This is a genomic window from Citromicrobium bathyomarinum (assembly GCF_038594485.1).
Taxonomy (GTDB): Bacteria; Pseudomonadota; Alphaproteobacteria; order Sphingomonadales; family Sphingomonadaceae; genus Alteriqipengyuania; species Alteriqipengyuania bathyomarina_A.
In genome coordinates, this window is the sequence record NZ_JBCFZG010000001.1 from 825,293 (window position 1) to 843,290 (window position 17,998).

General features: G+C 62.9%; 16 protein-coding genes. 2 read left to right on the forward strand and 14 right to left on the reverse strand.

What is annotated here, in order from left to right; all coding sequences use genetic code 11:
- Positions 1-7 precede the first annotated feature (7 nt).
- Complete coding sequence (locus AAG591_RS04130) at positions 8-1,294, forward strand: citrate synthase (RefSeq protein WP_342529719.1); 1,287 nt, start codon at positions 8-10, stop codon at positions 1,292-1,294.
- A gap of 65 nt (positions 1,295-1,359) precedes the next feature.
- Here the strand turns inward: AAG591_RS04130 and AAG591_RS04135 are convergent, their stop codons facing one another.
- The 3 genes from AAG591_RS04135 to AAG591_RS04145 form a co-directional block, all read right to left on the reverse strand.
- Positions 1,360-2,742 carry a sensor histidine kinase gene (locus tag AAG591_RS04135; RefSeq protein WP_342529720.1) on the reverse strand — a complete coding sequence of 461 codons (1,383 nt, stop codon included), beginning with the start codon at positions 2,740-2,742 and terminating at the stop codon, positions 1,360-1,362.
- 5 nt (positions 2,743-2,747) lie between these two features.
- Complete coding sequence (locus tag AAG591_RS04140) at positions 2,748-3,722, reverse strand: hypothetical protein (RefSeq protein ID WP_342529721.1); 975 nt, start codon at positions 3,720-3,722, stop codon at positions 2,748-2,750.
- Between the two features lie 198 nt (positions 3,723-3,920).
- Positions 3,921-4,232 carry an Hpt domain-containing protein gene (locus AAG591_RS04145; RefSeq protein WP_342529722.1) on the reverse strand — a complete coding sequence of 104 codons (312 nt, stop codon included), beginning with the start codon at positions 4,230-4,232 and terminating at the stop codon, positions 3,921-3,923.
- Positions 4,233-4,303: 71 nt separating this feature from the next.
- On the opposite strand from AAG591_RS04145, the gene AAG591_RS04150 reads away from it, so the two are divergent.
- Positions 4,304-6,763: a coiled-coil domain-containing protein gene (locus tag AAG591_RS04150; protein ID WP_342529723.1), complete on the forward strand. Its 2,460-nt coding sequence runs from the start codon at positions 4,304-4,306 to the stop codon at positions 6,761-6,763.
- Between the two features lie 31 nt (positions 6,764-6,794).
- On the opposite strand, the gene AAG591_RS04155 is transcribed toward AAG591_RS04150, so the two are convergent.
- The 11 genes from AAG591_RS04155 to nuoH all read right to left on the reverse strand — a co-directional run bounded on the left by AAG591_RS04155 (position 6,795) and on the right by nuoH (position 17,989).
- Positions 6,795-7,073 carry a DUF1467 family protein gene (locus tag AAG591_RS04155; RefSeq protein ID WP_342529724.1) on the reverse strand — a complete coding sequence of 93 codons (279 nt, stop codon included), beginning with the start codon at positions 7,071-7,073 and terminating at the stop codon, positions 6,795-6,797.
- A gap of 1 nt (position 7,074) precedes the next feature.
- The gene (locus AAG591_RS04160; protein ID WP_342529725.1) at positions 7,075-8,724 is read right to left on the reverse strand and encodes a ribonuclease J; all 1,650 of its coding nucleotides are present in this window, start codon (positions 8,722-8,724) and stop codon (positions 7,075-7,077) included.
- A gap of 1 nt (position 8,725) precedes the next feature.
- Positions 8,726-9,508, reverse strand: coding sequence for a type III pantothenate kinase (locus AAG591_RS04165; protein ID WP_342529726.1), 783 nt, complete (start codon positions 9,506-9,508; stop codon positions 8,726-8,728).
- Complete coding sequence (locus AAG591_RS04170) at positions 9,508-10,227, reverse strand: biotin--[acetyl-CoA-carboxylase] ligase (protein ID WP_342529727.1); 720 nt, start codon at positions 10,225-10,227, stop codon at positions 9,508-9,510. Before AAG591_RS04170 ends, AAG591_RS04165 begins: the two co-directional genes overlap by 1 nt.
- Before the next feature lie 22 nt (positions 10,228-10,249).
- A complete protein-coding gene (nuoN, locus tag AAG591_RS04175; RefSeq protein ID WP_342529728.1) occupies positions 10,250-11,713 on the reverse strand; it encodes an NADH-quinone oxidoreductase subunit NuoN in 1,464 nt (487 codons plus the stop codon).
- Complete coding sequence (locus AAG591_RS04180; protein WP_342529730.1) at positions 11,713-13,308, reverse strand: NADH-quinone oxidoreductase subunit M; 1,596 nt, start codon at positions 13,306-13,308, stop codon at positions 11,713-11,715. Before AAG591_RS04180 ends, nuoN begins: the two co-directional genes overlap by 1 nt.
- Entirely contained in the window at positions 13,308-15,368 is a 2,061-nt protein-coding gene (nuoL, locus tag AAG591_RS04185; RefSeq protein ID WP_342529731.1) for an NADH-quinone oxidoreductase subunit L, read from the reverse strand. Before nuoL ends, AAG591_RS04180 begins: the two co-directional genes overlap by 1 nt.
- Positions 15,369-15,489: 121 nt before the next feature.
- Positions 15,490-15,795, reverse strand: a complete 306-nt coding sequence (gene nuoK, locus AAG591_RS04190; protein ID WP_342529732.1) for an NADH-quinone oxidoreductase subunit NuoK — start codon at positions 15,793-15,795, stop codon at positions 15,490-15,492.
- Entirely contained in the window at positions 15,792-16,412 is a 621-nt protein-coding gene (locus tag AAG591_RS04195; protein ID WP_342529733.1) for an NADH-quinone oxidoreductase subunit J, read from the reverse strand. Before AAG591_RS04195 ends, nuoK begins: the two co-directional genes overlap by 4 nt.
- A 39-nt stretch (positions 16,413-16,451) precedes the next feature.
- Positions 16,452-16,937: an NADH-quinone oxidoreductase subunit NuoI gene (gene nuoI, locus AAG591_RS04200; protein ID WP_342529735.1), complete on the reverse strand. Its 486-nt coding sequence runs from the start codon at positions 16,935-16,937 to the stop codon at positions 16,452-16,454.
- Entirely contained in the window at positions 16,934-17,989 is a 1,056-nt protein-coding gene (gene nuoH, locus AAG591_RS04205) for an NADH-quinone oxidoreductase subunit NuoH (protein ID WP_342529736.1), read from the reverse strand. Before nuoH ends, nuoI begins: the two co-directional genes overlap by 4 nt.
- Between the last annotated feature and the right edge of the window lie 9 nt (positions 17,990-17,998).

Consider the following 17,998-nt stretch of genomic DNA (forward strand, 5'->3'; position numbering starts at 1 on the left):
AACCCCCATGGCGGACAACACCGCGAAGCTGGACATTGCCGGAACCACGCAGGAATTCCCGATCATGGAAGGGAGTTGCGGCCCCGAAGTGATGGATATCCGCAAGTTCTACGGCAGCACCGGAAAGTTCACCTACGATCCCGGCTTCAAGTCAACCGCATCATGTGAAAGCGCGCTGACCTTCATCGATGGTGAAGAAGGCGTCCTGCTCCACCGCGGGTATCCGATCGGGCAGCTGGCCGAGCATTCCAGCTTCATGGAAGTCGCCCACCTGCTGCTCAACGGCGAGCTGCCGAGCCAGGATGAGCTGGACGAGTTCACCTACACGATCACGCGGCACACCATGCTGCACGATCAGCTACGCCAGTTTTATCAGGGTTTCCGACGCGATGCGCACCCGATGGCGATCATGTGCGGCGTCGTCGGCGCGCTCTCCGCGTTTTATCACGACAGCACCGACATCGCCGATCCCGAGCATCGCAAGATTTCGAGCCACCGCCTGATCGCAAAGATGCCGACCATTGCAGCTTGGGCGTACAAGTACTCGATCGGCCAGCCCTTCATGCAGCCGGACAATTCGCTCAGCTACACGGGCAATTTCCTGCGCATGACCTTCGGCGTCCCGGCCGAGGAATATGAGGTCATTCCCGAAGTCGAAAAGGCGATGGACCGGATTTTCATCCTCCACGCCGACCACGAACAGAACGCATCGACCAGCACGGTTCGTCTGGCCGGATCGTCGGGCGCGAACCCCTTCGCGTGTATCGCTGCGGGCATTGCCTGCCTGTGGGGCCCGGCGCATGGCGGGGCGAACGAAGCCGCGCTGAACATGCTGCGCGAGATCGGTACGCCCGACAAGATTCCGCACTATATCGAGCGTGCAAAGGACAAAGACGATCCGTTCCGCCTGATGGGCTTCGGCCACCGCGTTTACAAAAACTACGATCCCCGCGCGACCGTGATGCAGGATACGGTGCGCGAGGTGTTCAACGCGCTCAAGGTGGACGATCCCGTGTTCGAAACCGCGCTGCGGCTGGAAGAAATGGCGCTGAACGACGACTACTTCATCGAGAAGAAGCTGTTCCCCAACGTCGATTTCTACTCGGGCATCATCCTGTCGGCGATCGGCTTCCCGACCACCATGTTCACCGCCCTGTTCGCGCTGGCCCGTACCGTGGGCTGGGTCGCGCAGTGGAACGAGATGATTTCCGATCCTGCGCAGGTCATCGGCCGTCCGCGCCAGCTCTATACTGGCCCGACGCAGCGCGATTACGTGCCGGTCGACAAGCGTTGAATTGATGGGCCAGGCAGAGATGTCTGGCCCATTTACCGTTCATGAGCGGAAAAAGCCCCTCGCAGCTAGCCCGCAGCATCCCCGATCGGAACGGAGAGCGTGAAGGTCGCGCCCTCCCCCGGCCTGCTTTGCAGGGTCAGATCGCCGCCCATTGCGTGCGCGAGCCGCTTGGAAATATAGAGCCCTAGCCCCGAGCCGCCGCCACCGCTGCGGCCCAGACGCTCGAACTTGTTGAACACGATCCGCTGTGCCTGCTCGTCGAGCCCCGGTCCCTCGTCGCGCACGGACACATGCGCCTTCGCACCGTCGCTACCGAGCGCGATGGTAATCGTCGACCCTTCGGGCGAATAGCGGATAGCATTGCCGACCAGGTTCAGCAGCACTTGCAGCACGCGGCGAAATTCCGCAGTAGCAGGCTGCGTGGCTCCTTGCGGGGGCGCAGCGATGGTGATGCGCTTCTCCTGTGCACGGACCGCCAAAATGCCCGCTGCGCGCTGGGCGACGTCAGCCAGATCGATGGCGTCGGGTGCCGCGCGAAAGCCGTCGGATTCGACCACTTCGAGGTCGGTCAGGTCGTCCACCAGCGAAAGCAGATGCTGCCCGGCGTTGACGATGTCGCGCGCGTAGTCGCTGTACTCGTCGCCGATAGGGCCTGCGAGACGCGAACGGATGGTCTCTGCATTGGCGACGATGCGGGCAATCGGCTGGCGCAGGATCGGGGTGAGGTCACGGCCGATGGACGCCCCGTCCTCGGCCCGGCGATCGCGCCGTTCGGCACGGTGAACCCACGCGCGATTGGCGATCAGGTATAGCTCGAAACCTTGCGATCCGGGCGTCGGCTCGCCCAGCGGTATCAACCGTGCGGTCCAGTTGCGCGGACTGCCGTCGATCACGACTCGCGCCTGGTCGAGCAATCTCCAGTGCAGCGGCTGCGCGTGCTGGCTGCCGTCGATCTGGACGAAATCGGTCCACACCTTGCCCAGGTTCTCGCTCATCCGGGCATAGAGAGGCTTTAGATCCTCCGCTTCGGTATGAACCGTTAGTACCCGCTGGTCCGGGTCAAGCCGCGCATGGAGTTCGGCCAACGCATCGTCGATCGCATCGCGGCGTTGGGCTGCGTCGTCGTCACGCTCTACCGGAGGCGGACTGGCCTGCCAGGTTACGATGCCGATGGAACAGCCCGTCTCGCGGCTGTCGCCCTGATCGCCGGGCACGATCTCCATCCACGCCTTGATCCGGTCGCTGCCGTCGTATGCGTGGATTGTGCGCCCTAGCCGCAGGTTGGTGCGGCGCGCCTTGCGCACCTGTTCGCGCAGCTCGGGGATGGCGATCGTTCCGGGAATTTCGCCCCCGCAACGGCGCTGCAACGCGGCCAGAGGCTCATCGGCGGCCACCAGGCGGTCGTTTGCGTCGGTGCGCGCGTGCGCAATATACGTCTGCTCTTCCATCGTCCCTACTCGGCATGCCCGAAGGGCGAAGATTCGAGAAGCGCGCGCGCATCCGCGCGGCTGACCTGCGCGATTGCGGCAGGCATTGAGGCATCCGGATGCAGGCAGCGCAGTTGCGCGCGAGTTTCCGCAGGGCTGAGCCCCGCGGCGCGCAGCGAAAGCGCAAACCGCACCAGCTGGCGATCATTGGTCGACACTACGGCAATGTCGCGGTCCTGCCCCGCCTTGTGCGCGAGCGTGGTCAGGAACAGTGCGGCACCGGCATGGGCCAGCGACAGTGCCACGTCTGCGCGCGCGCCAAGGCCCGCCGCCGTGCGTTCGAGCAAAGAGAGGCGCGCCTCGTTATCCGCCCGCATCTGGCGGATGCGCGTCTCGACGCTGCCGGCCAGATCGTCGCTCAGATCCTCGCGCTGACGGCGCCAGACCGAAATGAAGTTGACGAACTGTTCTTCCGGCAGCTCTGCCAGCGGCATTTCCATGCGCTTTTGCTGTTCGATGAAACGCGCCTGAGCCGCCAGCGTCCCCATCGCCGCGTCTGACAATTGCGCGTCTCCCGTGGCGATCAGCGATTGCAGCAGGGGCGACAGGATCGGATCGATCCCATTGCGCGAGCGCAACCGGTCGGCCAGCTGCCACTCGATCGACAACGCGTGGCAATGGCCGAGGAAGCCCGCATGGCGCGCCAGTTCTTCGGCAAGCATGTCGGCCCGCGCCTCGGCATAGGCGAACACATCATTGGCGCCGATTTCTTCGGCTTCGACCCTGAGCAACCGGTACGACGCGCTGCGCAGCATCCCGCGTACGCGCGCGACAATCGAATCGCTGAACAGCGACCGGTCCTGCGTATTGAGGAAATGAGTGAGAACGGGGGTGAGCGTAGACAGCGCCATATCCCCGCGCGCCAATTCGGCACGCAGCGACGCGTCGACCTGCTGGTCGGCGTGGATCGATTCGGGGATCGCATCCGGCACGCTGGTCATCTGACTTTCTGTCACCGTCCTTGCTTAGCCTGCTATCGTTAAGGGCGAATTATCCCTGATCGAAAGCGCGCATTCCCTTAGCACATGCAGAGAAACAGCGCAGGCCCTGCGCTGTCGTGCCTGTGCATCTTTCGATATACCGGAATTTAGGATGATTTCGCTGCGATCAAACCAGTCGATGGCAAACGCAATATCGGCTTAACCGACAGCCACCTTGTCGAAATCGGCAAGGAAGGCATCGAGCCCGCGCAGCGCGACCGGATCGCCCGGTGCAGCGTCGATGGCGCCCTGCGCAAGGCCGATCAGCTCGTCCGCGTGAAAGGTAGCGGCGAGGCCCTTGATCCGCTGGGCTGCGATCAACCAGTTGCCATCGCAGCGCGCGCGGCGCAGAAGATCGATCTGTTGAGCAAGGCTTTCACGAAATGCACCGCGCAGCTCTGCGAGCAGCACGGGGTCGTCTCCCGCGGCAGCGGACAAGGTGGCGGCGAAGGCGGCATTTTCGAAAGCCATAGGCCGTGCAGTACGGACCGAACGGTTAACGCGGGGTTTAACCCCATTGGAAACATGATAGGTCGTTAGGTATGAGCGGGGGTTCGTCGATCAGAGCGGTAGGGCAGGATGGGCCCGTGGCAGAGGGTGCAGCAGCGGACGCGCCGCGTACGGAAGATTCACCGCTGAGCCTTACCGAAGATGATGCATTCGATGACGCACCAGAGAGTACCGCGCCCCGCACGCCCTTGATCGTCAGTCCTGTGGCCGCAGGAATCGCGCTGCTGGCGCTGGTCGGATGGACGGCCTTCTTCGTCATCGCCCGCAGTCCGGAAAGCTTCGTCTCGATGGATTTGCCGGGATGGAGCGAGGCGATCACCGCCTGGGCCGTCCCTTCGCTGCTCATCGTGTTCGTATGGCATGCGGTGAGCCAGCGGATCGGCAGGCAAAGCGCGCTGGTCCGGGGCATCGCCGCGGCCGCCGCGTCCGACGTTACGGAGCTGGAAGGCCGACTCTCGAAAATCAACCGCGAACTCAGCCTGGCTCGTGAGTTTCTCGGACAGCAGGCACGCGAGCTCGAATCGCTGGGCCGGGTTGCCGCCTCTCGTCTGACGGAAAATGCGGATCGGATAGAAACGCTGGTGGCCGAGAATGGCGAAGAGGTAGAGCGGATCGCGCGGGTATCGGAAACCGCGCTCGCCAACATGACGCGGCTTCGCGACGACTTGCCGGTCATCACCAGCGCTTCGCGCGATGCAGCCAATGCCGTCGGATCGGCGGGTGAGCGTGCGGAAACCGCGCTCAGGCAGCTGGAAACCGGGCTTACGCAGATCAACGAATTCGGCGCATCGAGCGATCGACATGTCGAACATTTCCGCAGCCAGGTGGACCGCACACTGACAACGCTGGCCGACCGCGTATCCGAACTGGAAGCGATGGCAGATGCTCGCTTCACTGCTCTCCGCGAACAGAGCGAGAGTTTCCGTGCCGATCTCGATGGCCGCGAAGTGGAGGCGCTTGCCGCTGCTCAGGGCCGGATCGAGAAACTACGCGAACGGCTGACCGACGCGATCGGGGAAGTACAGGCGATCGACGATGGTGCTATGGCATCTGCGCAGGCGCGCCTTTCGGCATTGCGCGCGGAAGCGGAACAGATCGACACTTCGATGAAGGCTCGCGACAAGGAGTTCGTGGAGTGGGTCGATGCACGGCGGGCCCGGCTGAACGAGGTGGAGCAGCTCGCGCTGGAGGCGCTCGAAGTGCGGCTCGCATCGATCGACAGCGCAGTCGAAGAGCGACGGGAGAGCCACGCCGCCATCGCAAGAGATATCGCCGAAGCTGGCGATGCGGCAGCGACACGTCTCGCCGAGGCGAGCGAGCGAATGGCGGAGATCGCATTTACCGCGACCGACGCGCGCGACACGGTGCTTGCAGCGACCGATTCGCTGGAAGGGCGGCTGGACAGCGGCGCCACCGATCTGGCCGCGCTGCAAGGCACGCTGGATACAGCGACCGAGGCAAGCGTTCGCCTGCTCGAGCTGATCCAGGCAGGCGCGGAACACAGCCGCGACGTCTTGCCCGAAGCGATGGCGGTCGCCGAGGCGAGACTGGTAGCGCTGCAGGAAAGCGGCGAAAAATTGCGCCGGACCATCGACGAGGGAGTCGAACGCAGCGAGCATTTGTCCGCTTACGTGATCGAAACACGCGAAAAGGGTGAAGAGATATTCGGTGTCGCGGATCGGATCGACGATCGCCTTGCGAAAACACGCGATACGATGACGGAGAATATTGCCTCCCTGCGCACCGCCCTCGCCCTGCTGGAAGAAGAGGCAGGCGTAGTTTCAGAGGAGCTGGCCAAGAACCTGACAGATGCCGTCGGCCAGCTGGAAACCGCTGCGGAACGCGCGCGCGATGCGATGCAAAAATACTCTGACGAAGATGGAAAGGCACTGGGCGACAAGATCGGTCAGAACGCTGGCGACGCCGTTTCGTCGGCAATCCGCGCGCAAGCCGACGGAGCGATCGAAGAATTGCGGGAGGCCACCGCACGTTCGGCCGATGCGGCGCGGGAAGCAGCCCGTCAGTTGCGCGATCAGCTCGCACTCGTGAACGAGCTTGCGGGTAATCTGGAAACGCGCGTCGCGGTTGCGCGCGAGCGTGCCGAAGAACAGGTCGACAATGACTTCGCCCGCCGGGTGGCGCTGATTACAGAAAGCCTCAATTCCAATTCGATCGACATCGCCAAATCGCTCTCGGAAGAGGTCACGGACACGGCGTGGGCGAGCTATCTTCGGGGCGATCGAGGCATCTTCACCCGACGTGCGGTGCGGCTCCTCGACAACATGCAGGCGCGCGAAATTGCCGAACTCTATGACGAGGACGATGATTTCCGGGCCAACGTCAATCGCTACATCCACGATTTCGAGGCTATGCTGCGCACGCTCCTGTCGACGCGCGACGGCAATGCACTCGCGGTAACGCTGCTGGGGTCGGAAGTGGGCAAGCTTTACGTTGCGATGGCGCAGGCACTGGAGCGACTGCGCACCGCCTGACGCGCACCTGCGCTGGCTTTCCGATCGCCGGTTAGCTTCGCTGGCTGGGTGGAAGCATGAAGTCGAACGTGCTGCGGGTTATCCAGCCATTTTCCCAGTTGAGCACCCAGATCGCGGTCAACACAGCGGCGATCACCGCCGCCCGCACGATCAGTCGCCACGGACGAAAATTGGCCGGCGCACTCTCCGCCTGACCTGGAGTCAGTTCCTCTCCCATCTCTTCGTGCGTGCGCACGCCGAAGGGAAGCATCACGAACGCGACGAAAATCCAGACGAGGAAGTAGATCGCAACGATCGACCAGAATTGCATATCACGCCTCCGGGATTACGACCTGAACCTGCGGGCGCTTGCCAGACCAGCGGTTTGCCGCGCGCCGTGTCGCGAGCCTTACGGCTTCCTGCCGGGCCCCGGGCTCGCTTGCTTCGCGACCGCGCAAACGCCGCAGCGCGGCTTGCGCATCGCTGGTCGCCTCGGCCACGAAATCGTCGAAGTCTTCGTCCAGCGGTATGCCCAGCGCGCGGATCGTAATGTCGTCCTTGCCGGTGAGCACCACGATCAGCACTCCGTCGCGGGCAAGGCGCCGACGTTCGGTAATCGCACCGCCATCGGCGGGGACGATGATGTCCCCATCAAGCACCAGGCGCCCGGTCGGCACCTTGGCGATCTTGCCCGGCTCGCCCGGAGCCAGGCTGACGATGTCGCCGTTCTTCTGGAAAACTGCGTGGGGAATGCCTTCCGCCAAGCCGAGCCGCGCCTGTTCCTGCATGTGGCGGATTTCGCCGTGCACAGGCACAAGCACCTCGGGCTTCAGCCACTCGTAAAGCGCTTGCAATTCGGGGCGTCCGGGGTGGCCTGATACGTGAATCATGCTCTGCCGGTCGGTGACCATCACGATCCCGCGCTCGGCCAGCTGGTTCATCACCTTGCCGATCGCGATCTCGTTGCCAGGAATCTGGCGGCTGGAGAACAGCACCACATCGCCCCGCGCAAGCTCGAGCGGGTGGTTGTTGTCCGCCATCCGGCCAAGCGCGGCGCGCGGTTCGCCCTGCCCGCCGGTGGCAAGGATCAACACCTTGCCGCGCGGCATGCCCATCGCGGTATTCCAGTCCACCGGCTGCGGGAAATCCTTGAGATAGCCGCAGCCTTGCGAGACTTCGATGATCCGGTCGAGCGAGCGGCCCGCGATCACGACCTCGCGGCCCGTTTCCTTGGCGATCTCGCCCAGCGTATGCAGGCGCGCGACGTTGGAGGCGAAGGTGGTGACGACGACGCGGCGGTCGGGCCAGTTCTGCACCTGCTCCAGCAGGCCCTTGAACACGGCCCCTTCAGATCCGCTCGCCTCCGGATTGAAGACGTTGGTGCTGTCGCACACCAGTGCGAGCACACCCTCCTCGCCGATTTCGCGAAGTTCCTCTTCGGTGGTCGGCTCGCCGATGATCGGATCTTCATCGAGCTTCCAATCGCCCGTGTGGAAGACCTTGCCGTAGGGGGTGTCGATCAGCAGCGCATTGCCCTCTGCAATCGAGTGCGCCAGCGGCAGGTAGCGAATGCCGAAAGGCCCGATCTGCATGTCATCGTCGCCTTCGCGGACGACATACAGGGGCACCTCATCCTGCAAGCCTGCTTCCTGCAACTTGCGGCGGACGAGCTCGGCAGTGAACGGGGTTGCGTAGAGCGGCACGCCGAGATCGGCGGCAAAATATGGGACCGCGCCGATATGATCCTCGTGCGCGTGGGTCAGCACGATGCCGAGCAGATCCTTGGCCCGTTCCTCGATAAATTCGAGATCGGCGAAAACCAGCTCGATCCCGGGGTATTCGTTGGCACCGAAGGTCATACCCAAGTCGACCATCAACCACTTGCCATCGCAGCCGTAGAGGTTGACGTTCATCCCGATTTCGCCCGATCCACCGAGCGCGAGGAAGAGCAGCTCGTTCTCCGGCTTGAAGTTCTTTTTCATATTATCCTTTGGCGATCGTACGACGGGCAAGCAGGTGCAGGCCACGGATCGTCAGATCGGTGTCTACCACATCAAATATGTCGGTATGGTCGTCGAACAAGACCGAGAGGCCCCCGGTAGCGACCACTTTGACCGGGCGACCGATCTCTTTCTTCATCCGCGCGATCAGGCCTTCCATCATCGCGACATAGCCCCAGAACACGCCGATCAGCATCTGATCCTCGGTATTACGGCCGATCACGCTGTCGGTGTCGGGCGCGTGGATGGCGATACGCGGCAGCTTCGCGGTCTTGCCGACAAGCGCGTCGAGCGACAGGTTGATGCCGGGCGCGATGATCCCGCCCTTGTAGGCACCGTTGAAATCGACCGCCTCGAACTTGGTCGCGGTGCCGAAATCGACCACGATCATGTCCCCGCCGACCAGCTCGTGCGCTGCAATACAGTTGAGCGCGCGATCGGCGCCGAGGCTGCTGGGCAAATCCACGTCGATCTCGAAATTCCACGCCGCGTCGCCCTGCCCTGCTACGATCGGCGTGATCCCGAAGTACTTTTCGCACAGGGTAGTCAGATTATGGTTCGCGCGCGGGACGACCGAGCCGAAGATGATATGCGTGATATCTTCCCTGGCAACGCCCTCGACGGAAAGCAGCTGCAACAGCCACACCGCATACTCGTCGCCAGTGCGGCGGCCATCGGTCGAAATCCGCCAGCGCGCGCGCAGATCGTCGCCGTCGAACAGCGCGAAGACGAGGTTGGTATTGCCGACATCGATTGCGAGAAGCATCAGTTGTTCTCCGCCAGGATCACATCGCCTGCGTGAATGACACGCACGCTGCCATCGGCCAAGCGCAGTCGCATCGATCCGTCGGGCTCGATCCCGTCGAAAAGACCGCCAACCTGACCTCCATCGGGCTCATGCACGCTGATAGGCGTACCTTTGGGCATACTCGCCGCGTTCCAGCTACGGATAAGCGGTTCGAGGCCGTAGGTGCGCCAGCGTTGCAGTTCGGTCGCGAAATGCGCGGCGAGGGTTTCGGCGAAAGCGTCACGATCGGGCGCGGGACCGAATTGGGTGAGCGCCGCGCTCTTGCGGTCGGGCAGGTCGGGAGCGGACACCAGATTGACACCGATACCGATAACGACCGCGTCGCGCTCTGCCTCAAGCAGGATGCCAGAAAGCTTTGCATCGCCGATCAGAAGGTCGTTCGGCCACTTGAGCACAAGCCGATGTGGCCTCTGGAGTAGCGCGTGGATCGTATCGAACAGCGCGACTGCCGCGAGCAGCGACAGGGTATGCGCAGGCGGCTGGCCCGGCTGAGTGCGAACGATCGTCGACCCCATGAAGTTACCATGGCCATCTTGCCAGCCCCGCCCCTGACGACCGCGACCGGCGCTCTGGCGGTCTGCAATCAACCAGTCGCCCTCGTTCAGTGGCTCGCCGCTGCGTAGCGCAGCGAGAAGGTCGGCGTTGGTCGAGCCGGTTTCGGGGACTGTTCGGATCAAGGCGCGGCGGGCGTCGGCAGGCTTACACGCCTGCGAACAGCCCCGCAGCCGCGGCCGTGGTCATCGTTTCGAGCCCGCGCGAGAGGAACCAGCCCACCGGCGAAATCAGGATCGTGCAGATGCCGAGGATCGCCCACTGCGATGCGGTTGCGCTCTTGGTCACGCGGTCCACCGCTTCGTCGAAGAACATCACCTTGACGAACTTGATGTAGTAGAACGCACCGATCACGCTGGCCGCGATCCCGATCACCGCGAGCGGGATCAGATCGGCCTCGACCACAGCGCGGAACACCTCCAGCTTGGCGAAGAAGCCCATCAGCGGCGGAATACCCGCCAGGCTGAACATCAAAATGAGCAGGCACCATGCAATAGCGGGCCGCGTGCTGGAAAGTCCGGCGATATCATCGAAGGTTTCGAGGTTGTCGCCATCGCCGTTCCGCAACATCAGGATGCCCGCAAAGCTACCGAGCGACATCACGACATAGACCGCGAGGTAGAACAGCATCGCGCTGGTCCCGGCGGGTGTCGCAGCAGCGAGCCCGATCAGGATGAAGCCAACATTGTTGATGGAGGAGTAGGCGAGCAGCCGCTTGAGGTTGTTCTGGCCGATCGCGCCCAGCGCGCCGACCACGATCGAGGCGAGCGCGGCGAAGATCACAATCTGCCGCCACGCGTCGGCCTGCGATCCGAACGCGTCGAGCGCGACGCGCGCCGTCAGGGCAATCGCTGCCACCTTGGGCGCAGTGGCGAAGAAAGTCGTCACCGGCGTCGGCGCGCCTTCGTAGACGTCCGGCGTCCACATGTGGAACGGCACGGCACTGATCTTGAACGCGAGTCCGGCAAGCACGAATATCAGCCCGAACAGCGCCCCGGTCGAAAGGCCGGCCTCTTGCGCCGCACGAATGCCCGCAAAGCTGGTCGTGCCGGTGAACCCGTAGGTCAGGCTGATCCCGTAGAGAAGAATGCCGCTCGCAAGCGCGCCGAGCACGAAATACTTGAGGCCCGCCTCGGCAGAACGGCTGTCGTTGCGCAGGAAGCTGGCCAGCACGTACGCCGAGAGGCTGTTGAGCTCGAGCCCGACATAGAGAGTCATCAGGTCCGTTGCGGAAACCATGATGCTCATGCCGAGCGTCGCGAACACCACGAGCACCGGGTATTCGGGCCGCATCGAGCGCAGCCGGGTGAAGAACGCCGGTGCGATCATCAGGCAGGCGATGGCCGCGAGATAGATCAGCAGCTTTGCGAACGAGGAATAGGCGTCCGCGCTGATCTGGCCGTAAAACGCGCTCGCGCTTTCACCGCCCGCACCATTCGCCAGCGCGGGAATTGTGAGGGCCGCAGCCAGACCAAGCGCCACTGCTGCAAGAATCGAGACGAGACGGCTCGCCTTCTCGCCGCCGAAAGCTGCGATCATCAGCAGCACCAGACCGGAGCCGGTCAGCACCAGCTCGGGAATGACCCGGCCAAAGGAAGTTGCGTAATCCATCAATGCTCGCCCTCGGTTCCATCGGAACCGCCATGTTCGCCCTCGCCGGAGCCATGTTCACCAGTGCCATGCTCGCCAGCGATGTAATTCGCTTCGTGCGCGTTCGGCTTACCCGCCACCAGCTCTGCGTCGCCCTGCGGCGCAGCGCGTGCGATGCGTGCCTCGATCGCGGCAATATCGGTCCGCATCGGCGCGAGGAAGCTCTCGGGATAGACGCCCATCCACAGCACCGCAGCAGCAACGGGCGCGAGCATCAGCCACTCGCGTGCGTTCAGATCGGGCATTGCGGCGGCGTCTGCGTTCTTCTGTTCGCCAAACACGACCCGGCGATAAAGATACAGCATGTAACCTGCGCCCAGGATGATCCCGGTGGTCAGCACGAAGGTTGTTGTGCTCGACGCCTGGTACACGCCGGCAAGGCTGATGAACTCCGCGACGAAGCCGCTGGTCCCCGGCAGGCCGATGCTCGCCATGGTGAACAGCATGAAGAACAGCGCATAACGCGGCATGTTGGTCGCAAGCCCGCCGTAACGGTCGATCTCACGCGTGTGCAGCCGGTCGTAGATCACGCCCACGCACAGGAACAGCGCGCCCGAGACGAGACCGTGCGACAGCATCATTACCATCGCGCCCTCGATGCCCTGCGAATTGAAGGCGAACAGGCCCGCGGTCACGATCGCCATGTGCGCGACCGACGAATAGGCGATCAGCTTCTTCATGTCGTGCTGAACGAGCGCGATCAGGCTGGTGACCACCACCGCAACCATGCTGAGGCCGAAAACCAGCCACATGAACTGCGCGGAGGCTTCGGGAAACATCGGCAGGCTGAAGCGGATGAAGCCGTAACCGCCCAGCTTCAGCAGCACGCCTGCGAGGATCACCGAACCGGCGGTCGGTGCCTGCACGTGCGCGGCGGGCAGCCAGGTGTGGACCGGCCACATCGGCATCTTCACCGCGAAGCTGGCGAAGAAGGCCAGCCACAGCCAGGTCTGTGCCTCCGGCGGGAAATCGTACTGCAGCAGCGTCGGGATGTCCCCCGTGCCCGCTGTGTTGATCATCCACAGCATCGCGATCAGCATCACGACCGAACCGAGCAGCGTGTAGAGGAAGAACTTGAAGCTCGCGTAAATGCGGTCCGCCCCGCCCCAGATGCCGATGATAAGGTACATCGGGATCAGGCCGGCTTCGAAGAAGATGTAGAACAGCATGATGTCCTGCGCGGCGAACACGCCGATCATCAGCAGTTCCATCGCCAGGAAGGCCGCCATGTATTCGCCGACACGCTTGGTAATGCTGGTCCAGCTGGCGAGGATACAGATCGGCATCAGGAACACGCTGAGCATGATGAGCATCAGCGCGATACCGTCGATCCCCAGCTTGTATTCAAAGCCCGCGAAGAGGTTCGCGCGCTCGGTGAACTGCCACTGCGCGCCGCCGATATCGAAGCTCGCCCACAGGATAATGCCCAGAACCAGATCGATCAGCGTGGCGATCAGCGCGACCCAGCGAGCGGTCGACGCATTGACGAACATGCACAGCAGCGCGCCGACCAGCGGCACCAGCAGCATCAGCGAAAGGATCGGGAAGCCCTCCATTACAGCAGCACCCAGGTAATAGCGGCGACAAGGCCGAGCAGCATGATCAGCGCATAGGTATTGAGCATGCCCGACTGGAAACGTTTGGCCCCGACCGATCCCTGGCGGACCACCCACGCCGCGCCGTCAGGCCCGAAGCGATCGATAATCCCGATGTCGAGCACCTTCCAGAATACGCGGCCCAGCCAGAAGGCAGGCTTCACGAACAGGAAGTTGTACAGCTCGTCGAAGTACCACTTGTTCAGGAAGAAGCGGTAGATCGGGCCGAGCTGCTGTGCCGCAGCCTCAGGCACATCGGGGTTGCGGATGTAGGAATACCATGCGGTCAGCAGGCCAAGCAGCATCGCAACCGTCGCGGTCAGCTTCACCCACATCGGCACGCCGTGCATCGTGTGGACGAGGTTCTCGTTGAAGAACACCGCACCGTTCCAGAAGCCTTCGGCATTCACGAAGGGCTCGTAGAACACGAAACCGGCAAAGATCGCGCCCATGCTCAGCACGACGAGCGGGATCAGCATCACCCACGGTGCCTCGTGCGGATGGTAACCGGCGGTGCCGTCCTTCTCGTCGGTGGACGGAACGTGGTGCGCAACGCTGTGCCCGGCATCTTCCTGCGCCGCAGGATTGTGGTCTTCCGGCTCGTCATGACCATGATGGACAGCGTGCTGGATATGCTCGCTATCGGCCCAGCGCGGCTTGCCCCAGAAGGTCAGGAACATCAGACGCCAGGAATAGAAGCTGGTCAGCATCGCCGCGATCGCGCCAGCCCAGAAGGCGAAATTGCCAGCGCTGGTGCCGCGCGCAAATGCCGCTTCGAGGATTGCGTCCTTGGAATAGAAGCCCGCGAAGCCGAACACATCGACCACGCCAACGCCGGTGATCGCGAGCGTACCCGCCATCATCGCCCAGAAGGTGATCGGGATGCGCTTACGCAGCGCGCCGTAGTAACGCATGTCCTGCTCGTGGTGCATCGCGTGGATCACCGCGCCCGCGCCGAGGAACAGCAGCGCCTTGAAGAAGGCGTGCGTGAACAGGTGGAACATCGCCACACCGTATGCGCCGACGCCGGCGGCGAAGAACATGTAGCCGAGCTGCGAGCAGGTCGAATAGGCGATCACCCGCTTGATGTCCCACTGCGTGGTCCCAATCGTCGCGGCGAACAGGCAGGTTGCCCCGCCAACGACCGTGACGACGGTCAGCGCCACAGGTGCGGCTTCGAACATCGGCGAGAGGCGGCAGACCATGAACACGCCCGCGGTCACCATCGTGGCGGCGTGGATCAGCGCGGATACCGGGGTCGGGCCTTCCATCGCGTCGGGCAGCCAGGTGTGCAGGCCCAGCTGTGCAGACTTGCCCATCGCGCCGACGAACAGCAGCAGGCACAGGATGTCCATCGTCATCAGGCGCATGCCCATGAAGGTGATCGAGCTGCCGCTCATCGAAGGCGCCGCCTCGAGGATCGCGGGGATCGAGACTGTACCGAACACGAGGAAGGTGCCGAAAATGCCGAGCATGAAGCCGAGGTCGCCCACGCGGTTGACCACGAAGGCCTTGATCGCGGCGGCATTGGCGCTGGGCTTTTTGTACCAGAAGCCAATCAGCAGGTAGGACGCGAGGCCGACGCCTTCCCAACCAAAGAACATCTGCACCAGATTGTCCGCCGTCACCAGCATCAGCATCGCGAAGGTGAACAGGCTAAGGTACGCGAAGAAGCGCTGCTGGTTCGGGTCTTCGTCCATGTATCCCCACGAATAGAGGTGGACGAGTGCGGAGACACTGGTGATGACCACCAGCATGACCGCGGTCAGCGTGTCGACGCGCAGCGCCCAGTCGAACGCGAGATCGCCCGAGGCGACCCATTGCAGCACGGTGACGACCTGCGCTTCGGCAGTGCCGCCGAGGAAGCCGAGGAAGATCGGCCAGCTCAGCGCGCACGACGCGAACAGCGCGCCGGTGGTGATCAGCTTGGAACCTGTCTTGCCGAGAACGCCGCCGAAAAGGCCCGCAATCGCGGCAGCCAGCAGGGGCAGGAAGACTATGAGGAGGATCTGGGTACTCACCTAGAGACTCCGTTCGTGCTGAGCTTGTCGAAGCACTGCTTTTTCTTTGTTTCTCGGGCCAAAAGTGAAGAACAGCCCTTCGACAAGCTCAGGGCGAACGGATCGTGGGGTTCCATACCGATCACCCCTTCATCCGGTTCACATCGTCGACCGCGATCGTCCCGCGATCACGGAAGAAGATGACGAGGATCGCCAGCCCGATGGCCGCTTCGCCCGCCGCCACGGTCAGCACGAACATCGCGAAGATCTGGCCGGTCAGGTCGCCCATGAAGGCGCTGAACGCGACGAGATTGATGTTCACCGCCAGCAGGATCAGCTCGATCGCCATCAGGATGACGATCACGTTCTTGCGGTTGAGGAAGATGCCAAGCACGCCGAGCACGAACAGGATCGCGCTGACGATGATGTAATGCTGGATGCCGATCATAGCTCGACCCCCTCGCCGATCGTCGGCTGCTTCATCTGGGTTGCTTCCTTCGGGTTGCGACGCACCTGCTTGGTGATGTTCTGGTGGCCGCGCGTGGTCTTGAGGTCGCGGTGGGTCAGCACGATCGCGCCGATCATCGCCACCAGCAGGATCAGGCCTGCCGCCTCGAACACGAAGATGTACTTCGAATAGAGCAGCGCACCGATATTGGTGATGTTGCTGACCGCAAGGTTCGGCGCGTTCTCGCCCGTCGCCGTGCCCAGCTCGAGCGCACCTGCACGCAAGGCGCCGATGCCCAGCACCAGCTCCGCCAACAGGACCAGCGCGATCGCGATCCCCAGCGGGAAGTTCTTGATGAACCCGGCGCGTAGCTCCGCCATGTCGACGTCGAGCATCATCACCACGAACAGGAACAGCACGGCCACGGCACCGACGTAAACAACGACCAGCAGCATCGCGATGAATTCCGCGCCCAGCAGCACCATCAGGCCCGCCGCGTTGAAGAACGCCAGGATCAGCCACAGCACCGAATGCACCGGATTGCGGCTCATGATGGTAAGCACGCCACTGGCGATCACCATCGTTGCGAAAAGGTAGAAGGCTATGGCCTGGATCATGGCTTTGAAAAAGTGCCCCGCGAGTGGTCTGTGGCGCGCCTAGCGGTAGGGCGCGTCGGCTTCAAGGTTGGCTGCGATGGCACGTTCCCATTTGTCACCATTGGCGAGCAGCTTGGCCTTGTCGTAAAGCAGTTCTTCGCGGGTTTCCGTCGAATATTCGAAATTCGGACCCTCGACGATCGCATCAACCGGGCACGCTTCCTGGCAGAAACCGCAATAGATGCACTTGGTCATGTCGATGTCGTAGCGCGTGGTGCGGCGCGAACCGTCCGCCCGAGGCTCCGACTCGATCGTGATCGCCTGCGCCGGACACACCGCCTCGCACAGCTTGCACGCAATGCAGCGCTCTTCCCCGTTGGGGTAACGACGCAGCGCATGCTCACCGCGAAAACGCGGGCTCAGCGGGTTCTTCTCGAACGGATAGTTGATCGTCGCCTTGGGCTTGAAGAGGTACTTCAGCGTCAGCGCGTGGGCCTTCACGAACTCGTAGAGGGTGAAAGCCTTGATGGTCTGGGCGATACTCATGCGGGGGTTCCGAAATGTCCGGTGGCCATCAGGTAGCCGCTGATGACGAAAACGAAGATCAGGCTCATCGGCAGGAACACCTTCCAGCCAAGCCGCATCAGCTGGTCGTAGCGGTAGCGCGGTACGGTCGCCATCACCCAGCTGAACATGAAGAAGAAGAACAGCGTCTTCAGCAGGAACCAGATGATTCCGGGCACCCAGTACAGCGGTGCCCAGTCGATCGGGGGCAGCCACCCGCCAAAGAACAGCAGAGTGTTCAGCGCGCACATCAGCAGGATGTTGGCGTACTCACCCAGCCAGAACAGCGCGAAGGCCATGCTGGAATATTCGGTCTGGTACCCGGCAACCAGCTCGCTCTCCGCCTCGGTCAGGTCGAACGGGACACGCTGCGTTTCCGCGAGGCTGGAGATGAAGAACACCACCCACATCGGGAACAGCAGCAGGTTGAAATAGAATCCGTTGACGATGCCGAGGCCATGGCCACGCTGCGCCTCGACGATTGCGGTCAGATTGAAGCTGCCCGCCCACAGCACGACGCAGATCAGGATGAAGCCGATCGAGACTTCGTAGCTGATCATCTGCGCCGCGGCGCGCATCGCGGAGAAGAACGGGTATTTCGAGTTACTCGCCCACCCGGCCATCACCACGCCGTAAACCGACAGCGAACTGATCGCGAGGATGTAGAGCAGGCCCACATTGATGTCCGCCAGCACGACCCCGTCTGCGAACGGGATCACCGCCCATGCCGCCAACGCCACCGTAAAGGTGATGATCGGCGCGATGATGAAGATGCCCTTGTTCGCCGCGCTTGGAATGATGGTCTCTTGCAGGAACACCTTCAGACCGTCGGCAAAGCTCTGCAGCAGGCCGAACGGGCCGACCACATTGGGGCCCTTGCGCAGGTTGATCGCGGCCCAGACCTTGCGGTCGATCAGGATGACGTAGGCGACCGCCAGCATCAGCGGCAGCGCGATCAGCAGGATGCCCGCAATGGTCGCGACGAACCACGCCCACTCGTAGTTCATGCCGAGGTTCTGGAAGAATTCGGTCATTACCAAACG

Coding starts and splice junctions, on each gene's coding strand:
- AAG591_RS04160 (WP_342529725.1), bottom strand. CDS start 8,724: ATGAAAAAGAACTTCAAGCCGGAGAACGAGCTGCTCTTCCTCGCGCTC.
- AAG591_RS04195 (WP_342529733.1), bottom strand. CDS start 16,412: ATGATCCAGGCCATAGCCTTCTACCTTTTCGCAACGATGGTGATCGCC.
- AAG591_RS04135 (WP_342529720.1), bottom strand. CDS start 2,742: ATGGAAGAGCAGACGTATATTGCGCACGCGCGCACCGACGCAAACGAC.
- nuoI (WP_342529735.1), bottom strand. CDS start 16,937: ATGAGTATCGCCCAGACCATCAAGGCTTTCACCCTCTACGAGTTCGTG.
- AAG591_RS04150 (WP_342529723.1), top strand. CDS start 4,304: ATGAGCGGGGGTTCGTCGATCAGAGCGGTAGGGCAGGATGGGCCCGTG.
- nuoH (WP_342529736.1), bottom strand. CDS start 17,989: ATGACCGAATTCTTCCAGAACCTCGGCATGAACTACGAGTGGGCGTGG.
- AAG591_RS04155 (WP_342529724.1), bottom strand. CDS start 7,073: ATGCAATTCTGGTCGATCGTTGCGATCTACTTCCTCGTCTGGATTTTC.
- AAG591_RS04145 (WP_342529722.1), bottom strand. CDS start 4,232: ATGGCTTTCGAAAATGCCGCCTTCGCCGCCACCTTGTCCGCTGCCGCG.
- nuoN (WP_342529728.1), bottom strand. CDS start 11,713: ATGGATTACGCAACTTCCTTTGGCCGGGTCATTCCCGAGCTGGTGCTG.
- AAG591_RS04165 (WP_342529726.1), bottom strand. CDS start 9,508: ATGCTTCTCGCAATCGATGTCGGCAATACCAACCTCGTCTTCGCGCTG.
- nuoK (WP_342529732.1), bottom strand. CDS start 15,795: ATGATCGGCATCCAGCATTACATCATCGTCAGCGCGATCCTGTTCGTG.
- AAG591_RS04180 (WP_342529730.1), bottom strand. CDS start 13,308: ATGGAGGGCTTCCCGATCCTTTCGCTGATGCTGCTGGTGCCGCTGGTC.
- AAG591_RS04140 (WP_342529721.1), bottom strand. CDS start 3,722: ATGACCAGCGTGCCGGATGCGATCCCCGAATCGATCCACGCCGACCAG.
- AAG591_RS04130 (WP_342529719.1), top strand. CDS start 8: ATGGCGGACAACACCGCGAAGCTGGACATTGCCGGAACCACGCAGGAA.